The 23,236-nt window shown below is 74.9% G+C and carries 23 protein-coding genes; 11 read left to right on the top strand and 12 right to left on the bottom strand.

Annotation, left to right across the window (positions count from 1 at the left end; all coding sequences use genetic code 11):
- Positions 1 to 13 precede the first annotated feature (13 nt).
- From MUK52_RS24855 to MUK52_RS24830, 6 genes are all read left to right on the top strand, one after another.
- Complete coding sequence (locus tag MUK52_RS24855) at positions 14 to 415, top strand: YidH family protein (protein WP_114056919.1); 402 nt, start codon at positions 14 to 16, stop codon at positions 413 to 415.
- A complete protein-coding gene (locus MUK52_RS24850; protein WP_284580131.1) occupies positions 412 to 741 on the top strand; it encodes a DUF202 domain-containing protein in 330 nt (109 codons plus the stop codon). The genes MUK52_RS24855 and MUK52_RS24850 overlap by 4 nt, the downstream gene beginning before the upstream one ends.
- 89 nt (positions 742 to 830) lie before the next feature.
- Positions 831 to 1,127 carry a hypothetical protein gene (locus MUK52_RS24845; protein WP_114056921.1) on the top strand — a complete coding sequence of 99 codons (297 nt, stop codon included), beginning with the start codon at positions 831 to 833 and terminating at the stop codon, positions 1,125 to 1,127.
- 102 nt (positions 1,128 to 1,229) lie between these two features.
- A complete protein-coding gene (locus tag MUK52_RS24840; RefSeq protein WP_114056922.1) occupies positions 1,230 to 2,141 on the top strand; it encodes an MBL fold metallo-hydrolase in 912 nt (303 codons plus the stop codon).
- Positions 2,142 to 2,324: 183 nt separating this feature from the next.
- Complete coding sequence (locus MUK52_RS24835) at positions 2,325 to 3,365, top strand: phosphotransferase family protein (RefSeq protein ID WP_284580127.1); 1,041 nt, start codon at positions 2,325 to 2,327, stop codon at positions 3,363 to 3,365.
- Between the two features lie 11 nt (positions 3,366 to 3,376).
- Complete coding sequence (locus MUK52_RS24830) at positions 3,377 to 4,597, top strand: acyl-CoA dehydrogenase family protein (protein WP_284580123.1); 1,221 nt, start codon at positions 3,377 to 3,379, stop codon at positions 4,595 to 4,597.
- 9 nt (positions 4,598 to 4,606) lie between these two features.
- Here the strand turns inward: MUK52_RS24830 and MUK52_RS24825 are convergent, their stop codons facing one another.
- The 3 genes from MUK52_RS24825 to MUK52_RS24815 all read right to left on the bottom strand — a co-directional run bounded on the left by MUK52_RS24825 (position 4,607) and on the right by MUK52_RS24815 (position 7,809).
- Entirely contained in the window at positions 4,607 to 5,212 is a 606-nt protein-coding gene (locus MUK52_RS24825; RefSeq protein ID WP_114056925.1) for a TetR/AcrR family transcriptional regulator, read from the bottom strand.
- An 84-nt stretch (positions 5,213 to 5,296) separates the two neighbouring features.
- Positions 5,297 to 7,051 (bottom strand): class I adenylate-forming enzyme family protein, encoded by a 1,755-nt coding sequence (locus tag MUK52_RS24820; RefSeq protein WP_502963594.1) that lies wholly within the window; start codon positions 7,049 to 7,051, stop codon positions 5,297 to 5,299.
- Complete coding sequence (locus tag MUK52_RS24815) at positions 7,036 to 7,809, bottom strand: SDR family oxidoreductase (RefSeq protein ID WP_284581770.1); 774 nt, start codon at positions 7,807 to 7,809, stop codon at positions 7,036 to 7,038. Before MUK52_RS24815 ends, MUK52_RS24820 begins: the two co-directional genes overlap by 16 nt.
- Positions 7,810 to 7,904: 95 nt before the next feature.
- Between MUK52_RS24815 and MUK52_RS24810 the strand changes: the two genes are divergently transcribed.
- From MUK52_RS24810 to MUK52_RS24800, 3 genes are all read left to right on the top strand, one after another.
- The gene (locus MUK52_RS24810; RefSeq protein ID WP_114056927.1) at positions 7,905 to 9,197 is read left to right on the top strand and encodes an exo-beta-N-acetylmuramidase NamZ family protein; all 1,293 of its coding nucleotides are present in this window, start codon (positions 7,905 to 7,907) and stop codon (positions 9,195 to 9,197) included.
- Positions 9,198 to 9,279: 82 nt separating this feature from the next.
- Entirely contained in the window at positions 9,280 to 10,695 is a 1,416-nt protein-coding gene (locus MUK52_RS24805; protein WP_284580119.1) for an alpha/beta fold hydrolase, read from the top strand.
- Positions 10,696 to 10,843: 148 nt separating this feature from the next.
- On the top strand, positions 10,844 to 11,521 hold the full coding sequence (locus MUK52_RS24800; RefSeq protein ID WP_114056928.1) for a hypothetical protein: 678 nt from the start codon (positions 10,844 to 10,846) through the stop codon (positions 11,519 to 11,521).
- 321 nt (positions 11,522 to 11,842) lie between these two features.
- On the opposite strand, the gene soxR is transcribed toward MUK52_RS24800, so the two are convergent.
- Positions 11,843 to 12,286 carry a redox-sensitive transcriptional activator SoxR gene (gene soxR, locus MUK52_RS24795; protein WP_114056929.1) on the bottom strand — a complete coding sequence of 148 codons (444 nt, stop codon included), beginning with the start codon at positions 12,284 to 12,286 and terminating at the stop codon, positions 11,843 to 11,845.
- 98 nt (positions 12,287 to 12,384) lie between these two features.
- On the opposite strand from soxR, the gene MUK52_RS24790 reads away from it, so the two are divergent.
- Entirely contained in the window at positions 12,385 to 12,849 is a 465-nt protein-coding gene (locus MUK52_RS24790) for a MaoC family dehydratase (protein ID WP_114056930.1), read from the top strand.
- A gap of 13 nt (positions 12,850 to 12,862) precedes the next feature.
- On the opposite strand, the gene MUK52_RS24785 is transcribed toward MUK52_RS24790, so the two are convergent.
- The gene (locus tag MUK52_RS24785; RefSeq protein WP_114056931.1) at positions 12,863 to 13,492 is read right to left on the bottom strand and encodes a TetR/AcrR family transcriptional regulator; all 630 of its coding nucleotides are present in this window, start codon (positions 13,490 to 13,492) and stop codon (positions 12,863 to 12,865) included.
- Positions 13,493 to 13,552: 60 nt separating this feature from the next.
- On the bottom strand, positions 13,553 to 13,741 hold the full coding sequence (locus tag MUK52_RS24780; RefSeq protein ID WP_114056932.1) for a hypothetical protein: 189 nt from the start codon (positions 13,739 to 13,741) through the stop codon (positions 13,553 to 13,555).
- A gap of 55 nt (positions 13,742 to 13,796) precedes the next feature.
- On the opposite strand from MUK52_RS24780, the gene MUK52_RS24775 reads away from it, so the two are divergent.
- On the top strand, positions 13,797 to 14,441 hold the full coding sequence (locus MUK52_RS24775) for a TetR/AcrR family transcriptional regulator (protein WP_114058830.1): 645 nt from the start codon (positions 13,797 to 13,799) through the stop codon (positions 14,439 to 14,441).
- A 36-nt stretch (positions 14,442 to 14,477) separates the two neighbouring features.
- Here MUK52_RS24775 and MUK52_RS24770 read toward each other — a convergent pair whose 3' ends face one another.
- From MUK52_RS24770 to MUK52_RS24745, 6 genes are all read right to left on the bottom strand, one after another.
- Complete coding sequence (locus MUK52_RS24770; protein ID WP_284580113.1) at positions 14,478 to 15,557, bottom strand: Zn-dependent alcohol dehydrogenase; 1,080 nt, start codon at positions 15,555 to 15,557, stop codon at positions 14,478 to 14,480.
- A gap of 145 nt (positions 15,558 to 15,702) precedes the next feature.
- Positions 15,703 to 17,115, bottom strand: coding sequence for an aldehyde dehydrogenase family protein (locus MUK52_RS24765; RefSeq protein WP_284580111.1), 1,413 nt, complete (start codon positions 17,113 to 17,115; stop codon positions 15,703 to 15,705).
- Between the two features lie 102 nt (positions 17,116 to 17,217).
- A complete protein-coding gene (locus MUK52_RS24760) occupies positions 17,218 to 18,726 on the bottom strand; it encodes a CitMHS family transporter (RefSeq protein ID WP_284580108.1) in 1,509 nt (502 codons plus the stop codon).
- 73 nt (positions 18,727 to 18,799) lie between these two features.
- A complete protein-coding gene (locus MUK52_RS24755; protein WP_284580106.1) occupies positions 18,800 to 21,055 on the bottom strand; it encodes a molybdopterin-dependent oxidoreductase in 2,256 nt (751 codons plus the stop codon).
- Positions 21,056 to 21,189: 134 nt separating this feature from the next.
- Positions 21,190 to 21,810 (bottom strand): TetR/AcrR family transcriptional regulator, encoded by a 621-nt coding sequence (locus MUK52_RS24750; RefSeq protein WP_114056937.1) that lies wholly within the window; start codon positions 21,808 to 21,810, stop codon positions 21,190 to 21,192.
- Between the two features lie 71 nt (positions 21,811 to 21,881).
- Positions 21,882 to 23,147 (bottom strand): hypothetical protein, encoded by a 1,266-nt coding sequence (locus MUK52_RS24745; RefSeq protein ID WP_284581769.1) that lies wholly within the window; start codon positions 23,145 to 23,147, stop codon positions 21,882 to 21,884.
- Positions 23,148 to 23,236: the final 89 nt, after the last annotated feature.

The following is a 23,236-nucleotide window of genomic DNA, read 5'->3' as shown; positions in this document are numbered from 1 at the left end:
TAGATTTGGCCGGGTGATCGATTTCGGGAGGGCGGCCCGCCTGTGGTGGGCGCCGCAGCGGGTGCGCGAGGAGGGCGAGCAGCCCGACTACCGGTTTTCCCTGGCCAACGAGCGGACGTTCCTGGCCTGGGTCCGGACCGCGCTCGCGCTGATCGGCGGCGGCTTCGCCGTGGACCAGTTCCTGCCGGACCTGCGCTGGGGCGTGCGCGTCGGCATGGCGCTCGCCCTGCTGGCCGTGGGCGCGGCGTGCGCGCTGCGGGCTGTCAACCACTGGCTGCGGTGCGAGGCGGCGATGCGGCGCGGCGAGGACCTGCCGGTGTCCCGGTTCCCCGTGCTGCTGGGGGTGGGCGTCGGGCTGGTCGCGGCGGTGATGGTCGTGGTGGTGCTGTTCGGCTGGACGGACGGCGGGGCGTGAGCCCCGTACGCCCCTCCCCCGCCGCGGAGCGCGATGCGGGGCTCCAGCCGGAGCGGACCCGGCTTGCGTGGCGGCGTACGACGCTGGCCTGCTCGGTGGCGGCGGTCCTCGGGGTGCGGCAGGCGCTGCGCGGGGGCGGGGCCGCGGGGGAGGCGGCCGAGGCGGTGCTGATCGTGCTGGTGTGGCTGGTGTTCCTGGTGGTGGCGCATCGGCGGATGCGGGAGCTGGCCGCGGCCCGGCCGCCGGGGCTGGCGCCGCGCGCGGCTTCGGGGGTGGTGGCGTGCACGGTGGCGCTGGCTGCGCTGGCGGTGGCGGTCGTCCTCTGAGGCGCCGGGACCGTCCGGTCGGCGGATCACACCCACGCCGTTGCGGACATAACGGGCAATAGTCGACTTTCAGGGCTAGCCTCAGCGGCATGACCACCCTGCACCACGAGCACATCGAGCACGCCCACGCCCACGGGCCGGGCTGCGGGCACACCGCCGTCGAGCACGGCGACCACCTCGACTACGCGCACGACGGGCACCTGCACCGCGAGCACGCCGGCCACTGGGACGAGTGCGAGGCCCGCGGCCACACCCCGCACGACGGCCACGAGCACGCGCACGGCGCGGAGTGCGGGCACACCGCCGTCAGACACGGCGACCACCTGGACTACCTGCACGACGGCCACCGCCACGCCGCGCACGACGGCCACTACGACGACCACTGACGGACGAAACCCCCCGCACCGCTGCGCACCTCTCCCTCCCCCGGCCGCCGGGCGGCTGGCAGGATGCCGACTGCCCGTCACCGCGACCAGGGGAGAGCGCACATGACCGCCGAACCGCCCTACACCGTCCGCCTCGCGGACGGCGTGTACGCCTACGTACAGCCGGACGGCGGCTGGTGCCTGAACAACGCCGGCTTCGTCAGCGGCGGCGGCCGCACCCTGCTCGTCGACACCGCCGCCACCGAGCGGCGGGCGCTGGCCCTGCGGGACGCGGTCGCCGCCGCCGGGGTGCCGCTGCCGCGCACGGTGGTCAACACCCACCACCACGGCGACCACACCTACGGGAACGGCGTCTTCGCCCCGGAGGCCCTCGTCCTCGGCCACGACAGTGCGCGGACCGAGCAGCTCGCCGCCGGGCACCAGCTGGAGCTGATCTGGCCGGGGACCGACTTCGGCGCCGTGGAGATCACCCCGCCCGACCTCACCTACAGCGACCGGATGACCCTCCACCTGGGCGAAACGGAGGTCCGGGTCATCCACCCCGGAGTCGCGCACACCACCGGCGACTCGGTCGTCTGGCTGCCGCGGCAGGGCGTGGTCTTCACCGGCGACCTGGTCTTCGCCGGGGGCACCCCCTTCCTGGCGATGGGTTCGCTGGCCGGATCGCTGCGGGCGCTGGAGCTCCTGCGCTCCCTCGGCGCGCAGACCGTCGTACCGGGGCACGGGCCGCTGACCGACCCGTCGGCGTACGACGCGACCGAGCGCTACCTGCGGTATGTGGAGGAGCTGGCCCGGGAGGGCCTGGCAAGGGGGCTCACCCCGCTGGAGGCCGCCCGGGAGGCGGACCTGGGCGAGTTCGCCGCCTGGCGGGAGGGCGAGCGCCTGGTGGCCAACCTGCACCGGGCGTACGCGGAGCTGGCCGGCGAGCCGGAGGGGGCGCCGCTGGACATCGTGGCGGTACTGACGGACATGACGGTGATGAACGGCGGGACGCCGATTCTCTGCCACGCCTGATCCAGGCCGGGGGGCGGCCCGGCGCCGCCCCCGAGTTCCGGGGGGTCCTGGGGGTCCTGGGGGTCCTGCACACTGGACGGCATACCGACTGGTCGGCATGATGGCTTCCGGCGATCACGGCCGCCCCGCCGCCGGCGCGGGCCGCCGTCCTCATCCGTCCCTCTCCGCACGGAGGTGCGCACCATGAGCCCAGCACCCGCCGGAGCCGCCCCCCGCGGCCTCGACCCGGAGCGGCTGCGTGCCCGCCTGGACCGCGACCTGCCGGGGCTGCTCTGCGGTCCGCTGCGGGGCCGGCTGACCGAGGGCGGCCGGTCGAACCTCACGTACGAGGTCACCGACGGTGCCTCCCGCTGGGTGGTGCGCCGTCCGCCGCTGGGGCATGTCCTGGCCACGGCCCACGACATGCGGCGGGAGCACCGGGTCATCGCGGCCTTGCACGGCACGGCGGTCCCGGTGCCCGAGCCGCTCCTGCTGTGCGAGGACGAGTCGGTGCTGGGCGCCCCGTTCTATGTGATGGAGTTCGTCGAGGGCGTCCCGTACCGGAGCGCGGAGCGGCTCGCCGCGCTCGGCCCGGAGCGCACCCGGAGCCTCGTCCTCGGCCTGGTCGACACGCTCGTCGACCTGCACGCGGTGGACCCCCGGGCGGTGGGCCTGGAGGACTTCGGCCGGCCGGAGGGCTTCCTGGAGCGGCAGCTGCGCCGCTGGGGCAGGCAGCTGGAGGCCTCCCGGGGGCGCGAGCTGCCCGGGATCGACGAACTGCGCGGCGCGCTCGCCCGCACGCTGCCCGGCTCCCCCGCGGCGACGGTGGTGCACGGGGACTTCCGCCTGGACAACGTGCTGGTCGGGGAGGACGGCGGCGACGTCCGGGCGGTCCTGGACTGGGAGATGTCCACGCTCGGCGATCCCCTGACCGACCTCGGTCTGCTGGTGATGTACAGCACCGACCTCGGGCTGGGTGACTCCCCCGTCAGCACGACGAGTTCCGCGCCCGGGCACCCCTCGCCCGCGGAGCTGGTCGAGCGGTACGCGGCCCGCTCCGGCCGGGATGCCGGCGCGATCGGCTGGTACACGGCGTTCGCCTGGTTCAAACTCGCCGTGATCCTCGAAGGCATCCACCGCCGCTACACGCTGGGGCAGACGGTGGGCGGGGGCTTCGACCGCATCGGCGAGCTGGTGCCGGTGTTCGTCGAGCACGGTCTGACCACACTCGACGAGGAAGGCTGAGGCACTCCCGCATGGATTTCGCATTCGACGCCCGGACCGAGGAACTCCGGACGCGGCTCCTCGCGTTCATGGAAGAGCACGTGTACCCGGCGGAGCCCGTTGCCGCCGAGCAGCGCGCGCGGCTGGCCTCGCCCTGGGACACCCCGCCCGTCTTCGGCGAGCTGAAGGCCGAGGCGCGCCGCCGCGGGCTGTGGAACCTCTTCCTGCCCGACGGGAAGTACGGGGCAGGGCTGACCAACCTCCAGTACGCCCCGCTGGCGGAGATCACCGGGCGCAGCCCGCACCTGGCGCCCATGGCGGTGAACTGCGCCGCCCCGGACACCGGGAACATGGAGCTGCTCGCGCAGTTCGGCAGCGAGGAGCAGCGCAGGCAGTGGCTGGAGCCGCTGCTGGCCGGGGAGATCCGGTCGGCGTTCGCCATGACGGAGCCGGAGGTCGCCTCGTCGGACGCCTCCAACATCGAGACCCGCATCGAGCGCTCGGCGGACGGCTCCGCATACACGGTGACGGGTCGGAAATGGTACATCTCGGGCGCCATGAACCCGGACTGCAAGGTGTTCATCGTGATGGGCAAGACCGACCCGGACGGGCCCGACCCGCGCCGCCGGCAGTCGATGCTGCTCGTCCCCCGCGACACCCCGGGCGTCGAGGTGCGGCGCGCCATGACGGTGTACGGGTACGCGGACCACGACCACGGCGGGCACGCCGAGGTCGTCTTCGACGGGGCCCGCGTACCGGCCGCGAACCTGATCGGCGAGGAGGGGGCCGGCTTCGCCATCGCCCAGGCCCGGCTCGGGCCCGGCCGCATCCACCACTGCATGCGGCTGATCGGGATGGCGGAGCGGGCGATCGAGCTGATGTGCCGGCGCGCGGTGGGGCGTACGGCCTTCGGCGGGGAGCTGGCCTCGCAGGGTGTCGTGCGGGGCTGGATCGCGGACGCCCGGGTGGCGGTGGAGCAGCTGCGGCTGCTCGTCCTGAAGACGGCCTGGCTCATGGACACCGTGGGCAACCGCGGCGCGCACACCGAGATCCAGGCCATCAAGATCGCGACGCCGCGGGCGGTGGTGCGCATCCTGGACGACGCGGTGCAGTTGCACGGCGCGGGCGGCGTCAGCCAGGACTTCCCGCTGGCCGAGCTGTGGGCGGCGGCCCGGACGCTGCGGCTGGCGGACGGGCCGGACGAGGTCCACCAGCGGTCGCTGGCACTGCGCGAGCTGAAGCCGTACCGCTGACCGGACCCGTCAGGGGCGCAGGGCCCGCAGCAGCAGGTCGGCGAGGTGGTCGGCGACCTGCTGCGGGGTGAGCGGCCCGTCGGCCCGGTACCAGGTGGACAGGTGGTGGACTGAGCCGAAGTGGTAGTCCACCACCAGGTCGGCGGGGGTGGCGGTGGAGAACACCCCGCTGCGCTGCCCCTCCTCGACGAGCGCGCGGAAGCGCTCGTGGTAGCGGCGGCGCTCGGCCCGCACCTGCTTGTGCTTCTCCGGGCTGAGCTGGTGCATCGACCGGAAGAAGATGGCCGCGTCGTCGAGGTTCTCGATGGTGGTCACGACGACGTCGGCGGCGGCCGCCCTCAGCCGCTCCTCGACGGGGGCGTCGGAGTCGGCGACGGCGTCGAGGCGCTGCTGCTGGAGGCGCAGCATGCGCGCGTACACCTCGTGCAGCAGGTCGTCCTTGGAGCCGAAGTAGTGGTAGAGGGCGCCCTTGGTGACCCCGGCCGCCTCGACGATCTCCTGGACGGAGGTCCGGTCGTAGCCGCGCTCGGCGAACAGCCGGGTGGCCACCGCCAGCAGCCGCTGCGGCACCGGGGTGTCGTGCATGCCCTCGGGCTCCGTCGTCCTGGCGGCCATGGCGCCGTCCTTCCTTCCTGTGTTCCGCGGCCGGTGCGGCCGGTGCGGCCGGTGCGGCCGGCAAGAGCCCGCCCTCGTGCGACCCTACGACTGTTTCCGGCCGCGGTCGCGCAGCTCCCGACGCAGGATCTTGCCACTCGTCGTCTTCGGCAGGACGGGCAGGACCTCCACTTCGCGCGGGTACTTGTAGGCGGCGATGCGGGCGCGGCAGTACGCGGACAGCTCGGCCGGCTCGGCGACGGCGCCGGGCAGCAGGCTCACGTACGCCTTGACGGTCTCCCCGCGGTAGGCGTCGGGAACGCCGACGACGGCGGCCTCCCGGACGGCCGGGTGCGTGTGGAGCACGTCCTCGACCTCCCGGGGCCAGACCTTGAACCCGGAGGCGTTGATCACGTCCTTCTTGCGGTCGACGACGTACAGCCAGCCGTCGGCGTCCATGAAGCCGACGTCGCCGGTGCGCAGCTCGCCGCCGGGGAAGGCCTCGGCGGTCGCCTCGGGGCGCCCCCAGTAGCCGTGCGCGAGCTGGGGACCGCGTACGGCGATCTCGCCGATCCGGCCGAGCGGGACCTCGGCACCGCTGCCGTCGACGATGCGGACGGCGGTGTCGGCGCCGGGCAGGCCGACGGAGAGGGTGCCGGAGGCCGGGTCGACGGGTGCGTCGAGGTGGACGGGGACGGAGGCGACAGCGGCGGTCGACTCGGTGAGGCCGTAGCCGTTGCGCAGCCGGATCCCGAAGCGGGCGCGGAGCCGCTCGACCAGGGCGGGCGGGACGGGGGCGCCGCCGGAGGAGACCACCTGGAACGAGGCGAAGTGGTCCCGGGTGGCGGAGGGGTGGGCGGCGAGCGCCGTGAAGGCGGTGGCCGGGCCGATGGTGTAGGCGGGGCGGTGTTCGAGGAAGGCGTCGAGGACGACTCCGGGGTCGAAGCGGTGGGCGAGGACCAGGGTGCCGGCGTTGGCCAGGCAGGCGCCGAGCTCGCACACCATGCCGGTGATGTGGAAGAGGGGGGCGAGGGCGAAGTAGGCGGCGCCCTCCGGGAGGGGGTGGCCGACGACCTGGCGGCGGGCGTTGTGCGTGAGGGCGCCGTGCGGGTTGACGGCGCCCTTGGGGGTGCCGCTGGTGCCGGAGGTGTAGCTGATGAGCGCGGGGTCGGCGGCGGTGAGGCCGGGGTCGGGCGGGGCCGGGAGGCCGCGGCGGGCCGTATGCGCGAGGTCCGCGACGGCGGGGGCGGGGGCGGCTGCGTCGGGGGCGGCTGCGTCGGGGGCTGTGCCGAACACGCGGGCGTCGTCGCGGGACTGGAAGTCGCGGTCGCGGGCGGTCAGGACGGTGGTCACCGCGGTGTCGACGGCGGCAGCGCGCAGCTCGGCCGCCCAGGCGCTGTCCCCGCACACCAGGGCGGCGGCGCCGGAGTCGCGCAGGACGTGCCGCGCCTCCGCCTCCTTGTACATGGGGTTGACCGGGACGACGACGGCGCCGGCCTTCCAGGCGGCCAGGACGGCGAGCACGAAGTGCGGGGTGTTCTGCAGCGCGACGGCGACGCGGTCGCCGCGGCTGATGCCGCGGGCGGCGAGGTGGCCGGCGAGGGAGTCGCTGAGCGCGTCGGCCGCGGCGTAGTCGATGCGGCCGTCGAAGTAGGCGAGCGCCGTACGGCCGGGGGCGCGACCGGCCGCGGTACGGAACGCGTGCAGCAGGGTCGGCGGCGCGTCCAGCGGGGCGCGCTGGGCCGGGCTGAGCAGCCGCACCCAGGGGCGCGCGGCGTACGCGGAGGCCGGCGGCGTCGGCACGGCGGCCGGGGGGCGGGGTGCGGCGGTGGCGCGGGGTACGGTCACCGCTGCTCCCATGTCCGCTGGAGCCGGTTCATGCCGCGCAGCCAGCGGTCGGGGTCGGCGGCGCGTCCGGCGGCGTGCTGCGCCACCTCGGGGTGCGGGAGGATCAAGAACCGGCCCTTCTCCATGCCGTCGAACAGGGCGTCCGCGACCGCGTCCGGCTCGATCGCGGTCGGCGCGAGGACGAGTTCGCCCGCCGAGCCGGCGGCGGCGAGCATGTCGGTGCGGACTCCTTGCGGGCAGATGGCGTGGACGCGGACGCCGCGGTGGCGGTAGGTCAGCGAGAGCCACTCCGCGAAGGCGAGCGCACCGTGCTTGGTGACACTGTACGGGGCCGCTCCGATCATGGTGAGGAGACCGGCGGCGGAGACGGTCGAGACGAAGCGGCCGCTGCCGCGCTCCAGCCAGTGCGGCAGCAGCAGCCGGGCGGCGCGGACGTGGGCCATCACGTTGGTGTCCCAGGCGGCCTCCCACACGCCCTCGTCGGCGAAGGCGTCGCCGCCGGCGGCGATCCCGGCGTTGGCGCAGTAGACGTCCACCTCGCCGCCGAGGGCCTCGCGGGCTTCAGCGGCGACGGCCGACGCGTCGCCGGGCAGGGCGGTGGCGCGGTCGCCGATCGATGCGGCCACGGCGGCGGCCCTGTCCGAGTCGAGGTCGTTGACGACGACGGTCGCGCCGCGGGCGGCGAACCCGCGGGCGAGGGCGGCGCCGATGCCGCCGCCCGCGCCGGTGACGACGACTCGCTGGTCCTGGTACGCGCTCGCAACGCCCATGCTCACGGGATCACCTTTCACGGCCTGCCGGACATCCGGCAGACTAACCGGTCGGTATGTCGAGGTGGAAGGTCGCCGGGTCCTAGCGTGGCGGGATGAATCAGAGGCCGGGGCTGTCACGACGGGGGCTGTTGGGGCTGGCGGGAGCCGCGGGCGCGGGTGCGGGCGCGGCCCTCGTGCCTGGTGCCGGACCGGCCGGGGCGGTGGGGGCGGATGCGCGGGCGGCTCGGCGAGCCGAGCGGGTGCAGACGGGTTTCGAGCGGCTCGCCGCGGACGGCTACGCGCTCCTCGCCGGGCAGCGCGTGGGCGTGGTCACGAACCCCACCGGGATCACCGCCGACGCCCGCCACCTGGTGGACGTCCTGCACGCCGACGCGCGGGTCCGGCTCGTCGCCGTGTTCGGGCCGGAGCACGGCTTCCGCGGCACGGCGCAGGCGGGCGGCTCCGAGGGGCCCGGCCGCGACCCGGCGACCGGGCTCCCGGTGTACGACACGTACGGCGCGAGCGGGCAGCAGCTCGCCGACCTGTTCACGGCGGCCGGCGTGGACACCGTCGTCTTCGACATCCAGGACGTCGGGGCACGGTTCTACACCTACATCTGGACCCTGTACGACTGCATGCGCGCCGCCGCGCTGGCAGGCAAGGCGGTGGTCGTGCTGGACCGGCCCAACCCGGTCGGCGGGCGGCGGGCCGCGGGGCCGGTGCTGGAGCGGGCGTACGCCGGCTTCGTGGGGCGTGAGCCGATCGCGCTCGCGCACGGCATGACGGCGGCCGAGCTGGCGCTGCTGTTCAACGGGGAGTTCCTCGCGGCCTCTCCGGCCCGGCTGCACACGGTGCGGATGTCGGGGTGGCGGCGGGAGTCGTTCTTCGGGGAGACCGGGCTGCCCTGGCTTCCGCCGAGCCCGAACATGCCGACGCCGGACACGGCACTCGCGTACGCCGGGACCTGCCTGTTCGAGGGCACGAACCTGTCGGAGGGGCGCGGTACGGCCACTCCGTTCGAGGTGGTGGGCGCGGAGGGCGCGGACCGCCGGTGGGCGGAGGCGGCGGACGCGCTGGGGCTGCCGGGCGTGTGGTTCCGGGAGGCGTACTTCACACCGACCTTCTCCAAGCACGCGGGGAAGGTGTGCGGCGGGGTGCGGCTGGTGGTGCACGACCGGTCCGCGTTCGATCCGGTGCGCGCGGGCATCGGGCTGCTGGTGACGGCACGGCGGACCGTGAGCGGGTTCGCGTGGCGCGCGGACCACTGGATCGACCGGCTGGCCGGCTCGGACCGGGTCCGGCGGATGGTGGACGCCGGCGCCGGCGTCGAGGAGATCGCCGGCGACTGGGCGGCGGGGCTCGCCCGGTTCACGGCGCAGCGGGAGCAGTACCTCCTCTACCGCTAGGCCGTCGGCTGCACGGGTCTGGCCGGTGCGGGCGCGCGGCAGGATGCTGGACGCACCAACCAGCGGCGCGGAGGGGGCACCCATGGCGGCGGAAACGGAACCGGGAGCGGTAGCGGGGCGCCGAGCGGGGACGGCGGCAGCGGCAGCGGCAGCGGCAGCGGCGCACACGTACGAGGACGGCCACGCGGCCTCGCCGGGGAGGGCGCTCGCGGCCGCCGCGGTGGGCGTGTCCCCGTACGCGGAGCTCGTCTTCGACGCCCAGGGCGACCCCGATCCGGGCGGACTGCGGGCCGCGGCGGGCATCGACGCCACCGATCTGCTGGTCTTCGCGCACGGCTGGAACAGCGACCGGTCCACGTCGGTCCGCCTGTTCGACCGCTTCTACGCTCCCTTCCCGGGGCTGGTGCGGCCCGGGGTACGGCTGGGGTACGCGGGAGTGGTCTGGCCGTCGATCCGCTTCCCGGACGAGCCGATCCCGGACTTCGAGTCCCTGATCGCGCCCGACGCACCCGGCCCCGGCCCCGCCGCCGGCTCGGCCCTGGACTTCGCGGCGCGCAGAGCCCTCGCGGATTTCTGGCCCGGACACGGGGCGCAGCTGGACCGGGTGGCAGAACTGCTGGCCGCGCGGCCGGAGTCGGAGGAGGCCCTCGCCGAGTTCGGCCTGCTCGTACGGCAGCTGGCCGGGGTCGCCGGGACGGGGGCCGGCGACGCACCGGACCGCGGGGTCCCCGCCATTTTCGCCGAGGACGTACGCGAGGTGTGCCGGGCCCTCGCGGACGGCCTGGCGGAGGCGGCCGCGGGCCCGCCCGCACCGGGGCTCTCGGCGGCGGGCGACCGGCGTGCCCTGTGGGACGGCGCGAAGGAGCTGCTCCGGCAGGCGACGTACTACGAGATGAAGAAACGGGCCGGCGCGGTCGGCGAACGGGGGCTCGGGCCGGCACTCACCGAACTGGCGGCCCGAAGGCCGGGGCTGCGCGTCCACCTGATCGGCCACAGCTTCGGCGCCCGGGTGGCGGCGTTCTCCCTGCGCGCCGTGCCTGCCGGGGCCCGCCACGTGAAGTCGCTGACCCTGCTGCAGGGCGCCTTCTCGCACTACGCGTTCGCCGACCGGCTCCCCCACGACACCCGGCGCGGCGGCGCCCTGCGCGGCCTGCAGCGCCGGGTCGACGGCCCCGTGGTGGCCTGCCACTCGAAGCACGACGCCGCGCTGCGGGTCTTCTACCCGCTGGCCTCCCGGATGGCAGGTGATTCGGCCGGTCTGCTCGGGTTCGACGCGCGGTGGGGCGCGATCGGTCACGGCGGGGTGCAGGCCGTCCCCGGAGCGGTGCGGCTCACCCTCGCGGCCGCCCTGCGGTCGGGGGTGCCGGCGTCCGGTTGCGTCAGCGTGGACGCCGCGTCGGTGGTCCGGCGCGGCGGTCCTCCTGCGGGGGCGCACAGCGACGTCTGCCACGCGGAGCTGGCACGCGTGGTGGTGGCCGCGGGGCGCATGGGGCGCTGACTTCCGGCCATGTGCCACCCGCACGCCTCGTCCGCCCCCGCATGCGCCTGCACCTGCCGGGGCATGTTGGGCACATCCCACGGTGCGTCGTCGTTCGAGGAGGTACGGCGCCGCGGTGTGGACGGCGCGAGGCGGAGGTGAGGGTGTGATGGCAGGTTTCCGGAGCCTGGCTTACCAGGTGCGTGATGCGCGCAACGACCTTGCCCTGCGGCGCCATTCGCTGCGCCGCTGCCTGGAGCGGTTCGCACCGTACGGGCACAGGGCGACCTGGTGGCATCTGTGCGACCGGCACGGGATCGCACCGGAGGACCGGGCGGCGGACCCGCAGCGGCTGGTCGCGGCGCTGGAGGAGCTGGAGGAGGCGCGGGCGGTCTGGCTCGCGTACGAGCGCCAGTTCGCGGAGCGGCGCCGGCGCGAGAAGCACGACGGGCTGCGCCGCCCCGAGTGGGCGTGGGGCGGCAGCGGGGACGCGGTGGTCCGGTGCGCGGACCCGGACGTGCGGCCGGCCGGGACGCTGGCGGAGGTGCTGCGGCGGCTGGTCGCGGCCCTGGAGTCGGAGCCGGGGACGTCCTGCCCGGTCTGCGGCGAGCGGGAACTGCACTGGCCTGCGCCGGTGCCCGCCCCGAGACGGGGGCGCGGGGCGGGCCGCGGTGCGGCGTGCGGGCGGCAGCCGGCGGGCCGCGGCAGCGGCCGCAGGCCCTGGGAGGGAGCATGGGCCTGGGACGGCCCGGTCTGCGCAGGCTGCGGCATCGTGGTGCCCAGACCCGCGCTCGCGGACTCGACCTGGGCCGCACCGCCGGCTTCCGCAGCGGCAGGAGCGGCGTAGGGCAGCCCTGGGGGCGGTGCCGGCCGACGCGAGCGGGTTACGCACCTGCGGACGCCGGGCGGGCGGAGGGGGCGATGCGGGGCGCGGGGGTCTCCGCACCGCCCGCGGTGCGCACAGACACACCGGCCAATACGAACCCGCCGAACCGCCGTACCCAGCCCGTGAGCACCCGGCCCGCGCGCACCCAGCCCGGACGAACGCGCCGGCGAGCACCCGGCTCATGAGCACCCAGCCGGCGCGGGTCCAGGCCGCGCGGCGCCTGAGCGCAGACGGCCGCGCAGCGCCGGGACTCCCTGCGGGCGGCACCCGGCAGGGGCGCGGCTACAGCCGGGAGCCGGTGAGCTTCTCGCCGAAGACGTCGTCGGGGTTGGACAGCGCGCAGTTCTGCAGCGAGAGGCAGCCGCAGCCGATGCAGTCCGCGAGGTGGTCCCGCAGCCGCAGCAGCTGGTTGATCCGCTCTTCGAGTTCGCCGCGCCACATCTCGGAAAGCCGCGCCCAGTCCTCACGGTTGGGGGTCCGCTCCTCGGGGAGCTGGGCGAGGGCGTCGCGGATGGCGGCGAGCGGGATCCCGACGCGCTGGGCGGCCCGTACGAAGGCGACGCGGCGCAGTGCGTCGCGGCTGTAGCGGCGCTGGTTGCCGGGGGTGCGCCGACTGCTGATCAGGCCCTTGGACTCGTAGAAGTGGAGGGCGGAGACGGCCGCGCCGCTTCGGGCGGAAAGCTGGCCGACGGTGAGTTCGTGGATTTTCTCGGGAATCTGCGGCACCCGGCAGAGGGTAGTCGGCCACGCCGCGCTCCGTTGACATATACATGCGGTCCCGGAATGCTGAGCAAGCGCTTGTTCGCCACGCGAGAGGGAGAGGCATGTCCGATCCGAGGGTCTTCACGTCCGCCGAGGAACTGCGCGCCGGGATCGGCGAGCCGCTCGGGCCGAGCGGCTGGCTGGAGGTGGACCAGAAGCGGATCGACCTCTTCGCGGACGCCACCGGCGACCGCCAGTGGATCCACGTGGACCCGGAGCGGGCCGCGTCCGGGCCCTTCGGATCGACCATCGCGCACGGCTACCTGACGCTGTCGCTGCTCCCGAGCCTGGTACCGCAGGTCATGCGCGTCGAGGGCATGCGGATGGGCATCAACTACGGCACGGAGAAGGTGCGTTTCCCGGCGCCGGTGCCCGTCGGGTCCCGGCTGCGCGCCACCGCCGTGATCACGGCGGTCACGGACACGGCGGACGGCGGCGTCCAGGTTGCGGCGACCGTCACCGTGGAACGGGAGGGCGGCGACAAGCCGGTGTGTGTGGCGCAGTCGCTGTCGCGCTACTACTTCTGAGGCGGGCCGCGGCTCAGGCGGCCGGCGCCGCGCCGACCATGCGCAGGACGAGGTCGGCGTAGAGGTCGCCGACCTCTTCCGGGGTGCGCCGCCCGGCCGCGTTGAACCAGCGGGCGACGTCGATGCAGAGGGACAGGACGGCGAGGGTGGTCCCCGGCACGTCGGGCACGTGGAACTCGCCCGCGGCGACCCCGTCGCCGAGGATGCGCCGCACGACGGCGTCGCTCTGGCGGCGCAGCTGCACGATCTCGTCGCGGTGCTCCGGGGCGAGGGCGTCCAGCTCGTACTGGACCACGCGCGCGGTGGTGTGGTGGGCGGCGTGCCACAGCACGAACGACCGGACGGCCGCTCCGAGCCGGTCGGCCGCCGAACCGGGGCCGGCGGCGGCCGTCTCCAGGATGTCCAGGGCCTTGTCGTGGCCTATCCGGCTGATCCGGTGGAGCAGCTCTTCCTTGGTCTTGTAGTGGATGTACAGGGCGGCCGGGCTCATGCCCGCCCGGCCCGCGATGTCCCGGGTCGTGGTGGCGTGGTAGCCGCGCTCCGCGAACGCCTCGACGGCGGCCACGAGCAGCCGCCGAGCGGCGTCGGGGGTGACTTCCGACCACGGCCGGTAGCCGCCGGCCGTCTCCTCCGCGCTGCCCATCGTTCGCCCACCTTTTCGTCACTGTCGGAAGGAACACCTTACCGGAGGGTGAGCAAGCGCTTAGACGCCGGAGCGGGAGATGGCCGCGCGGGGTCGGGCCTTCGGCCGGAAGGGGTCGTGGCCGGCGGGGATCTTCTCCATGCGCGCCTCGTCGACGCGGCTGACGATGCCGGTGGGCTCCTGGCGGTCGCGGACGACCTTGGCGAGCGTGAGGGGCAGGCGGCCGGCGCCCTCCCGTCCGACCGGCACCTGTGGCGTTCGACCAGCACCTGTGTGACAGTGCGGCAGGCCTACCATGTGGCGCATGGCCAGACCGCGCAAACCGCTCCTCAGCCGGGACCGCATCGTCGAGGCGGCTGGAGCGCTGGTGGACGCGGAGGGGCTGGAGGCGGTGTCGACGCGGCGGCTCGCGGCCGCGCTCGGCGTGAGCGGGCCGTCGCTGTACAACCACTTCCGCACCAAGGACGAGATCCTGGACGCCGTGGCCGACGCGGTGAGTGCGCGGGTCGACCTGTCGATGTTCGAGGCGGGGTCCGGCCGGGACTGGCGGGAGGCCCTGCACGCCTGGGCGCACTCCTACCGGGATGCCCTGGCCGGCCACCCGAACCTCGTGCCGGTGCTGGCGCGCGGCCCGGGGCGGCGCCCGGCGGGGCTGCGGCTGGCGGACGCGGTGTTCGGGGCGATGACGGCGGCCGGCTGGCCGCCGGCCCAGGCGACGCGGATCGGCGCGCTGATGCGGTATTTCATCCTCGGCTCGGCGGTGGGCTCGTTCGCCCGTGGTTTCGTGGACGACCGGGAGGCATACGACCCGGCCGACTACCCGCACCTGGGCAGGGCACATTTGCTGGCCGAGCGGCAGCGCGAGGTGGACGAGGGCGCGTTCGAGACCGGGCTGACCGCCCTTCTGGACGGCCTCTCCCTCCAGTACGCGGCCCTGCGGCGCCCCTGAAGGCGCCCGCGGGCCCGCTGCACACGACGGCCGGGGTCAGAAGACGACGAGCGAGCGACCGCCCTTGCCGGCCTGCATCGCCTCGAAGGCGCCCGGGATGCCGTCGAGGGTGATCCGGTCGGTGATCATGGCGGTGAGGTCCAGGCGGCCGGCGCGCACGTGCCCGGCGAGGACCGGCAGGTCGCGGGCCGGGTCGCAGTTGCCGTAGACGCAGCCGGTGAGGGTGCGGGCGAAGCGGAAGATGTCCATCGCGCTGAAGGCGACCTGCTGGTCCTTGCCGCCGATGCCCACGACGGTGGTGCGGCCGCCCCGCCGGGTGGAGTCCCACGCGGCGCGGATGGACACGGCCCGGCCGGCGCACTCGACGGCCGCGTCCGCCCCGCGGCCCCCGGTGGCCGCCCGGATGTCCTCGACCGCGCTGTCGGAGGCGAGGACGAAGTCGGTGGCGCCGGCCTCCCGGGCCAGTTCCTCCTTGGCCGGGGAGACGTCGACGGCGACGATCCGCTCCGCCCCCGCGATCCGCGCGGCCTGCACGGCGGCCAGACCGACGCCGCCGATACCGAAGACGGCGACGGACTCCCCGGCCCGGACGCGGGCGCTGTGGTGGACGGCGCCGTAGCCGGTGAGCACCGCGCAGCCGAGGAGAGCGGCCTCGGTGAGCGGGATCCCGGCGGGCGCGGGCACCACGCAGGCGGCCGCGACGACGGTCTCCTCGGCGAACGCCCCCACGTTCAGCCCCGGGTGCAGCGGCGTGCCCGCGGAGTCGTGGGCGTGGACCGCGCCGACCCCGGCCAGGGCCTTGGCGCACAGCCACACCTCGCCGATCGTGCAGTGGTGGCACCGGCCGCACGAGGGCGACCAGTTGAGGACCACCCCGTCGCCCGGGGAGACGTGGGTGACGCCCCCGCCGACCGCCAGGACCGTGCCGGAGCCCTCGTGGCCCAGCACGGCGGGGACGGGGACCCGGACCGTCCCGTCGCAGACGGAGAGGTCGGAGTGGCACACCCCAGCGGCGGCGAGGCGGACCCGGACCTGCCCCGGCCCGGGGTCGGGCAGGACGACCTCCCGTATCTCCAGCGGTGCTCCGACGGCTGGCAGGACTGCGGCGCGGACCATGGTCGATCCCGTCTCTCGGGCCCTCACCCGGCGGGCCGGGCCTGGGCGGGGGCGGAAGGGCGTACCGGGCAGCGGACGGACCGGACGGCGTACGGGCCGAACCGGGCCGACCGGGTGAGCGGGCCCGCCCCGTCCAGGGCGGGTGTCAGAACTGGAGCGACTTCGTCTGGAGGTACTCGGCCAGGCCGTGCGGCCCGAGTTCGCGGCCGACACCGGACTGCTTGTACCCGCCGAACGGCGCGAGGGGGTTGAAGCGGCCGCCGTTGATGTCCACCTGGCCGGTGTCCATGCGCCGGGCGAACGCGACGGCCGTCTCCTCGTCCGCCGCCCAGACGGCGCCGCCGAGCCCATACACCGTGCCGTTGGCGATGCGCAGCGCCTCGTCCTCGTCCCCGTAGGCGATGATCGACAGGACGGGGCCGAAGATCTCCTCCTGCGCGATCACCATGTCGGGGGTGACGTCGGCGAAGACGGTCGGGGCGATGTAGTAGCCGCGGGGGTGCGGGGCGTCGGGGCCTCCGGCGACGAGGCGGGCGCCCTCCTCGATGCCCTTGGCGATGTACGCGCGCACGCGGTCGCGCTGCTTGGCGTTGACGACCGGGCCGAGGCGGGTGCCCGGCTCGCGGGGGTCCCCGGCGGTGTACGGGGCGACGGCGGCGGCCGCGAGGGAGACGGCCTCCTCGTACTGGTCGCGGTGGACGAGCATCCGCGTGAGCGCGTTGCAGCTCTGGCCGGAGTTGTTCATGACGTGGCCCACGCCCGCCGCGACGGCCTTGGCCAGGTCGGCGCCGGGCAGGATGACGTTGGCCGACTTGCCGCCGAGTTCGAGGGCGACGCGCTTGACGGCGGCGCCGGCCGCGGCCCCGATCAGCCGGCCCACCGCGGTGGAGCCGGTGAAGGAGACCAGGTCCACGCCTTCGTGCGCGGCGAGGGCCTGCCCGGCGACCGGGCCGGTTCCGGTCACCAGGTTGAACACGCCGGCCGGGATGCCCGCCTCGTGCACGGCTTCGGCGAAGAGCTGTGCGGTCAGCGGGGTGTCCTCGGCGGGCTTGAGGACGAGGGTGCAGCCGGCGGCGAGAGCGGGTGCCACCTTGGCAACGATCTGGTGCAGCGGGTAGTTCCAGGGCGTGATGGCCCCGACCACGCCGACCGGTTCGAGGAGCACGGTGGAGTTGCCGATCCGCTCCTCGAAGGCGTACGAGGCGGCGAGCTCGGCGAAGGAGGCGGACACGGCGAGCGGCGCCCCCACGTGGACGCGCTCGGAGAAGCCGGTCGGGGAGCCCAGCTCGGCGGTGACGACCTCGGTGAACTCGGCCTTCCGGGCAGCCATCGCATCGCGCAGAGCCCCGATCAGGGCGGCCCGCTCCGTCGGCGGCGTGGCGGCCCAACCGGGGAAGGCGGCCCGGGCGGCGCGCACCGCCGCGTCCACGTCCTCCGCGGTGCCGGCCGGTACGTCGGCGATGACCTGCTCGTCGGCCGGGTTGACGACCTCGATGCGGTCGCTTCCGGCGGCGGGCCGCCATTCGCCGGCGATGTACATCCCGTCGTGGGACTTCATGGCGCTTCCTCCCCCGAACGCGCACGGTTGTGCGGACCTGGTCTGGTGGCCCCACCCTACAAACCGGCGCCGCCGCGCCGCGGGGCTGCCCGGCCGCCGCGGTCAGATGATGCCGAAAAGCATCCCCGCCGCGAGGACGGCGAGCGAGGTCAGCGCCGCCCATTTCACGGTGAAGCGGGTGTGGTCGCCGAACTCGACGCCGGCCATGCCGACGAGGACGTACACGGCCGGAACCAGCGGGCTGGACATGTGCAGGGCCTGGCCGACGAGCGAGGCGCGGGCGATCTCCAGCGGGGAGACGCCGTGCGCGGCGCCGGCCTCGGCGAGGACGGGAAGCACGCCGAAGTAGAACCCGTCGTTCGACATGAAGTAGGTGAGCGGCAGGCTGAGGAGGCCGGTCACCAGCGCCATGTGCGGGCCCATGCCCTCGGGGATCGCGGCGACGAGCCAGTCGGCCATGTGCTTGACCATGCCGGTGCCGCTGAGGACGCCGGTGAAGACGGCGGCGGCGAAGACCATGCCGGCGACGTTGAGGACGTTGTCGGCGTGGGCGGCGATCCGTGCCTTCTGGTCGGGCATGTGGGGGAAGTTGACGGTGAGGGCGAGGGCGGCGCCGAGGAGGAACAGCACCGGGATGGGCAGCAACTCCATGATCATCGCGGTCAGCAGGGCGGCCGTGAGGCCGGCGTTGAACCAGTACAGCCGCGGCCGCAGCGTGGGCCTTCGCGGGTCGAGCCCCTGGAACCCGGCGGCGGCCGCGCCGGCGGCCGGCGAGGCGGGACCGGAAGCCGGCGAGGCGGGACCGGAAGCCGGCGAGGCGGGACCGGAAGCCGGCGAGGCGGGACCGGAAGCCGGCCCGGCCGCGGCGTCGGTACGGGACTCGTCACGGTGACCGGCGGCCGGAGCCGTGTCGGCGGGGCCGGCTGCGGCAGGGGCGGCGGGGCCGGCTGCGGCGACGGCGACCGGCTGCGGCTCGGCGCCGCCGGGCAGCGCGAGCGTGCCGAGGCGGCGGCGCTCCTTCAGCCCGAGGGCGTAGGCGAGGGCGAACACGCACAGCAGGCCGACGGCCAGGGCCGGGATCATCGGGACGAACACGTCGCCGGCGTCCAGTTTCAGGGCGGTGGCGGCGCGCGCCGTGGGGCCGCCCCACGGAAGGGTGTTCATGACGCCGTTGGCGGTGGCCGCGACTCCGGTCATGACGACGAGGCTCAGGCCGAGCCGCTTGTAGAGCGGGTACATGGCCGAGACGGTGATCATGAAGGTGGTGGAGCCGTCGCCGTCGAGGGAGACGACCGCGGCGAGGACGGCGGTGCCGACGACGACGCGCACCGGGTCCGCCTTGCAGAAGCGGAGGATGCCCCGGACGATCGGGTCGAAGAGCCCGACGTCGATCATCACCCCGAAGTAGACGATGGCGAACATCAGCATGGCGGCGGTCGGGGCGAGTTTGCCGACGCCGTCGATGACGTAGTCGCCGAGGTGGGCGCCCTGCCCGGCGAACACGCAGAAGAGTGCGGGGATGAGGACGAGCGCCGCGATGGGCGACATTTTCTTCATCATGATCAGGACCAGGAAGGTGGCGATCATGGCGAAGCCGAGGAAGGTCAGCATGCAGGGAACGTAGGGGGCCCGCGGAGGGCCCAACAAGACGTCCGGACGTGAGCAATACGAGCAAAACCCCAGCTCAGGGCAGGGGTGCCAGCTCGACGGGGAAGCCGTTGAGGACTGCCGTGCCGGACAGCGGGTCGAGCCGGGAGCCATCGAGGAGCTGGTTGACGTTGGCCCCGGGCGAGGCGGCGGCGACGGACAGCCGGGCGCCGTCGCGGTCGTGGCCCCAGCCGTGCGGGAGGCTGACCACTCCGGCGCGCACGGTGTCCGTGACCTCGACGGGCACGTCCAGGCTGCCGCCGTCGGCGGTGACCCGGGCCCGGCCTCCGTCGGTGAGGCCGAGGCGCTCGGCGTCCTGCGGGTGGACGTGGAGGGTGCAGCGGTTGGAACCTCCGGCAAGGGCCGGGACGTTGTGCATCCAGCTGTTGTTGGACCGCAGGTGGCGGCGGCCCACGAGCACCAGGGCGGCGGGGCGTTCGGCGAGGGCGCTGCGCAGCCTGGGGAGTTCGGCCGCGATCGGGTCCGGCAGGAGCTCGATGCGGCCGCTGCGCGTCTTCAGCACGTCCGGGAGGCGGGGCTGCAGCGGGCCCAGATCGATGCCGTGCGGCCGGTCGAGGAGCCGCGCCAGGGTGAGCCCTCCGCCGGCTCGCGCGTCGTGGCCGGCGCCGAACAGGTCGCCGTACGGGCCGAGCCGGAGCATCAGGTCGAGCCGCCGCTCGGGGCCGCTGGCGCCGGTGAGCAGGCCGGCGAGTCGGCCCGGGTCCTGCCCGTGCAGCGGCGAGTCCGGGTCGGCGGTCTCCTTGGCGAGGGCGGCCCGGATGACGGGCTCGTCGACGGCTTCGGCCGCGTCGGGTACGGCGGGGCCGTGCAGCCCGGCTGCCGCGAGGACGAGGCGGGCGTGGATCTCGCACTCGTCGAGAAGCCCTTCCTGGAGCGGGACGGCGGGCCGGGTGTAGCGCACCTGGTTGCGTACGGCGAACCCGTTGAAGGCGAAGTCGTGGTGCGCGCTCTGTGCGGGCGGCGGAGGCGGCAGCACGACGTGTGCGTGGCGGGATGTCTCGTTGAGGTACGGGTCGACGCTGACCATGAAGTCGAGGCCGGCCAGTGCCGCGTCGAGGCGCCGACCGTCGGGGGAGGACAGCACCGGGTTCGCGGCGATGGCGACGAGGCCGCGGATCCGGCCCTCCCCCGGCGTCTCGATCTCCTCGGCCAGGGCGGCGAGCGGCAGCTCGGACTTGGCCTCGGGGTGGCCGCCGACCCGGCTCTGCCAGCGGCCAAGGGTGAAGCCCCTGCCCGGTCCGCCGGGACGGGGCCGGGGGCCGGCGGCCGGGAGCGGGAACAGGGCGCCGCCCGGCCGGTCGAGGTTGCCGGTGAGGATGTTGAGTACGTCGACGAGCCAGCTGGCGAGGGTGCCGTACTCGACGGTGCAGCTGCCGATCCGCCCGTAGACAGCGGCGGTGGGGGCGGCCGCGAGGTCGCGGGCGAGGTCGCGGATCTCGGCGGCCGTGATGTCGCAGGCCGGGGCGACGGCCTCGGGGGTGAAACGCGCGAGGGCCTCGCGGAGTTCCCGGAGCCCGTGGAGGCGGTCCGCGAGTTCCGGCGGCAGCGTGGGGCGGTGGTCGGCGAGCAGGGTACGGGCGAGCGCGGCCAGCAGCAGGGCGTCGCTGCCGGGGCGCGGTGCGAGGTGCCGGTCGGCGAGGCGCGCGGTGCGGGTGCGGCGGGGGTCGACGACGACGAGGGTGCCGCCGCGGGCGCGCAGCGCCTTCAGCCGGCCCGGGAAGTCGGGGGCGGTGCACAGCGACCCGTTCGATTCGACCGGGTTGGCGCCGATCAGGAGCAGGAAGCCGGTGCGGTCGAGGTCGGGGACGGGGATGGCGAAGGGGTCGCCGAACAGGAGGCCGCTGGAGACGTGCTTGGGCATCTGGTCGAGGGTGCTGGCGGTGAAGAGGTTGCGCGTGCCGAGCGTCCTCAGGAGCAGCGGCGGGTAGAGGGCGCCGGCCATGGTGTGGACGTTCGGGTTGCCGAGGACGACGCCGACGGACTGGGCGCCGTACTCCGAGACGAGCGCCGGGAGCGCGGTCGCGACGGCTTCGAAGGCTTCGTCCCAGCCGGCCTCCCGCAGCCGGCCGCCGCGCCGGACGAGCGGCGTGCGCAGCCGGTCGGGGTCGGAGTCGAGCGCGCCGAAGGCCGCCCCCTTGGGGCAGATGAAGCCGCGGCTGAAAACGTCCTCGCGGTCGCCCCGGGCGCCGGTGACGGTTGCGCCGTCGACGGTGAGCGTGAGGCCGCAGGTGGCTTCGCAGAGGGGGCAGATGCGCAGGGCGGTGCGGGGCATGGGCCCTCCCGGGCGGCAGGCCGGCAGGCGGCGGGGACGTCGGCGTGGTACGGCGGCACGAGCATACCGACCGGTACGCATGTCGGGGAGGGTGCGGGGCGGAAGGGCGCGGCGGGGGGCTTCCGGTCTCGGGGTCAGTCCAGGACGCGGGCGAGGTACGCCTGCATCATGGCCCGGATCTCCTCCACGATCGCCGGGTCCCCCGCCGGGTCGGTCCGGAACGCCAGCTTGGTCAGCGCGTCCGTGGCCTCGACGGCGACCAGGACGGCCCGCTCCAGGGCAGCGTCCGGCGTGCGGCCGAGGTGCGTGGCGAGGAGTTCGGTGAGGCGTGCGGCGACCGTCCGGTTGGGGTCGGCGGCCGGGCCGTCCTCAGGCGGCGAGGGCACGCCGAAGTCGACGAGCGCGAAGCCGGGCACCGTCCGCTTCATGGCCAGGTACTCGTCCAGGACCACGTCGGCCACAGGCCGCCAGCCGGAGTCCGGGAGGGCGGCGAGGCGGTCCGCGATGGCGTCGGTGTAGCGGTCCAGGTTGCGGTGGGCGAGGGCGATGGCCATGGCCCGCTTGTTGCCGAAGAAGCGGTAGACCGATCCGATGGGCACGCCTGCGCGTGCGGCGACGGCCCGGGTACTGAGGTTCTCGTAGCCCGATTCGCCGAGGAGTTCGGCGCAGGCCTCGAGGATCCGGGCGAGCCGGTCGGCGCTGCGCTGCTGTACGGGCGCACGACGCAAGGAATGGGTGGCGGGCACGGGGTCCATCATGCCGCTCCGGGCGGGCGGTTTCAGCCGCCGGCCGCGACAGGCGCGCGGGGCCGGCGGACGGCGGCGGGTCAGTTCAGGAGGAGGGCGATGCCTCCGAGCGTGTAAGTGATCATCAGCGCCAGCATCGGGAGCTGTCCGGCGAGGGCGCGGGCCGGCGGGAAGAGGCGTACGGAGCGGTCGTGGGCGGCGATGACACCGAGGACGTGCCCGGCGACGACGGACACGACCTGGAGGGCGGCGAGGCCCCCGGGACCCAAGGGGGACAAGGCCTCGGGCCGATTGTCAGTGCCGAATGCCATGATTACTGTGCGTGGTCCTTCGGTCACGAGAAGGGAGAAGTAGTGGGCGATGAGATAGCCGAGGGCGATCGGCACGAGTGAGTGCGCGAAGGCCGTCAGCGGGCCGGGGTGAGGACCGCTGACGAGGCGGGTGGCCGCCGCGCACAGGCAGTACAGGGTGGCGACGAGGGCGACGGAGGCGAGCAGTCCGAGTGTGGCCGTGGGGGTGCGGCCGAGAGGGGAGGTCTGGAGGGTGGTGATCCAGGAGGGGTTGTCGCTGAAGCCGTCGTAGGCGGTGGAGCCGAGCAGGACGCAGACGGTGGCGACGAGTCCGGGCCGCTCGGGCGTCGCGTCGAGTCCGTGGAAGGGGTTGCGCAGGACGAGGAGGCCGTCGGCGCGGCGGCCGAGGGGGGAGAGCCTGGCCAGGAGGGCGGAATACGCCTCGAAGGCGTCGCCTTCGGCGAACCAGCGCTCGCCGAAACGGGCGGCGAGCGCAAGATGGGCGGCGCCGTACAGGGAGAGGGCGATCAGGAGGGTGGTGGTGGATGCAGGATCCGGAGAGGCGAGCTCCAGCCAGGTGAAGCCGAACAGCCCGACCGCGGCGGGCCATTGGCCGATCCGGGCCGGAAGCGGGGCCGGCCGCGTGCGCAGGGAGCGGGGCAGCAGGCGGTACAGGGTGCGGAGCGGGTTCAGCAGTCCCCAGACGGGGCCGAGGAGGAGGGAGGCGGGCACGAGGCCGACCCAGAAGAGGACGTAGACGGCGCCGGGGCCGGGGTTGCGGGCGGGGTCGTCGGGACCGAGGAGGAGGGAGGCGAGGACGGCGAGTGCGGCGGCGAGGCCGAGGGCGCGCAGGGCGGCGCGGGTGGCGGGCGCGTCGGCGGTCCGCTGGAGGGCGGCCGGCAGGGCGGTGCCGGACCGGTCTCCGCGGAACCGGGAGGAGGACCAGAGCAGGCCGAGGACGAGAAAGGAGGCGAAGAGTGCGGTGAAGGCGCCGGCGAACGCGTAGAAGGGAGAGATCGGCAGGTCGTGCTGGGATCCGATGCCGTGCGCGAGCACGGTGAGCGGGTGGTCGGCGGCGGCCGCGCCGGCCGGGTCGGGGACCGCGCCCCGGTCGGCGGCGGCAGCGCCGAAGTCGGCTGCCGGGG

This window comes from Streptomyces sp. 2P-4 (assembly GCF_030167965.1).
GTDB lineage: Bacteria > Actinomycetota > Actinomycetes > Streptomycetales > Streptomycetaceae > Streptomyces > Streptomyces globosus_A.
This window is presented reverse-complemented; position numbering and strand designations above follow the sequence as displayed.

Coding starts and splice junctions, on each gene's coding strand:
- MUK52_RS24845 (WP_114056921.1), top strand. CDS start 831: ATGACCACCCTGCACCACGAGCACATCGAGCACGCCCACGCCCACGGG.
- MUK52_RS24840 (WP_114056922.1), top strand. CDS start 1,230: ATGACCGCCGAACCGCCCTACACCGTCCGCCTCGCGGACGGCGTGTAC.
- MUK52_RS24835 (WP_284580127.1), top strand. CDS start 2,325: ATGAGCCCAGCACCCGCCGGAGCCGCCCCCCGCGGCCTCGACCCGGAG.
- MUK52_RS24830 (WP_284580123.1), top strand. CDS start 3,377: ATGGATTTCGCATTCGACGCCCGGACCGAGGAACTCCGGACGCGGCTC.
- MUK52_RS24825 (WP_114056925.1), bottom strand. CDS start 5,212: ATGGCCGCCAGGACGACGGAGCCCGAGGGCATGCACGACACCCCGGTG.
- MUK52_RS24820 (WP_502963594.1), bottom strand. CDS start 7,051: ATGGGAGCAGCGGTGACCGTACCCCGCGCCACCGCCGCACCCCGCCCC.
- MUK52_RS24815 (WP_284581770.1), bottom strand. CDS start 7,809: ATGGGCGTTGCGAGCGCGTACCAGGACCAGCGAGTCGTCGTCACCGGC.
- MUK52_RS24810 (WP_114056927.1), top strand. CDS start 7,905: ATGAATCAGAGGCCGGGGCTGTCACGACGGGGGCTGTTGGGGCTGGCG.
- MUK52_RS24805 (WP_284580119.1), top strand. CDS start 9,280: ATGGCGGCGGAAACGGAACCGGGAGCGGTAGCGGGGCGCCGAGCGGGG.
- MUK52_RS24800 (WP_114056928.1), top strand. CDS start 10,844: ATGGCAGGTTTCCGGAGCCTGGCTTACCAGGTGCGTGATGCGCGCAAC.
- MUK52_RS24790 (WP_114056930.1), top strand. CDS start 12,385: ATGTCCGATCCGAGGGTCTTCACGTCCGCCGAGGAACTGCGCGCCGGG.
- MUK52_RS24785 (WP_114056931.1), bottom strand. CDS start 13,492: ATGGGCAGCGCGGAGGAGACGGCCGGCGGCTACCGGCCGTGGTCGGAA.
- MUK52_RS24775 (WP_114058830.1), top strand. CDS start 13,797: ATGGCCAGACCGCGCAAACCGCTCCTCAGCCGGGACCGCATCGTCGAG.
- MUK52_RS24770 (WP_284580113.1), bottom strand. CDS start 15,557: ATGGTCCGCGCCGCAGTCCTGCCAGCCGTCGGAGCACCGCTGGAGATA.
- MUK52_RS24765 (WP_284580111.1), bottom strand. CDS start 17,115: ATGAAGTCCCACGACGGGATGTACATCGCCGGCGAATGGCGGCCCGCC.
- MUK52_RS24760 (WP_284580108.1), bottom strand. CDS start 18,726: ATGCTGACCTTCCTCGGCTTCGCCATGATCGCCACCTTCCTGGTCCTG.
- MUK52_RS24755 (WP_284580106.1), bottom strand. CDS start 21,055: ATGCCCCGCACCGCCCTGCGCATCTGCCCCCTCTGCGAAGCCACCTGC.
- MUK52_RS24750 (WP_114056937.1), bottom strand. CDS start 21,810: ATGGACCCCGTGCCCGCCACCCATTCCTTGCGTCGTGCGCCCGTACAG.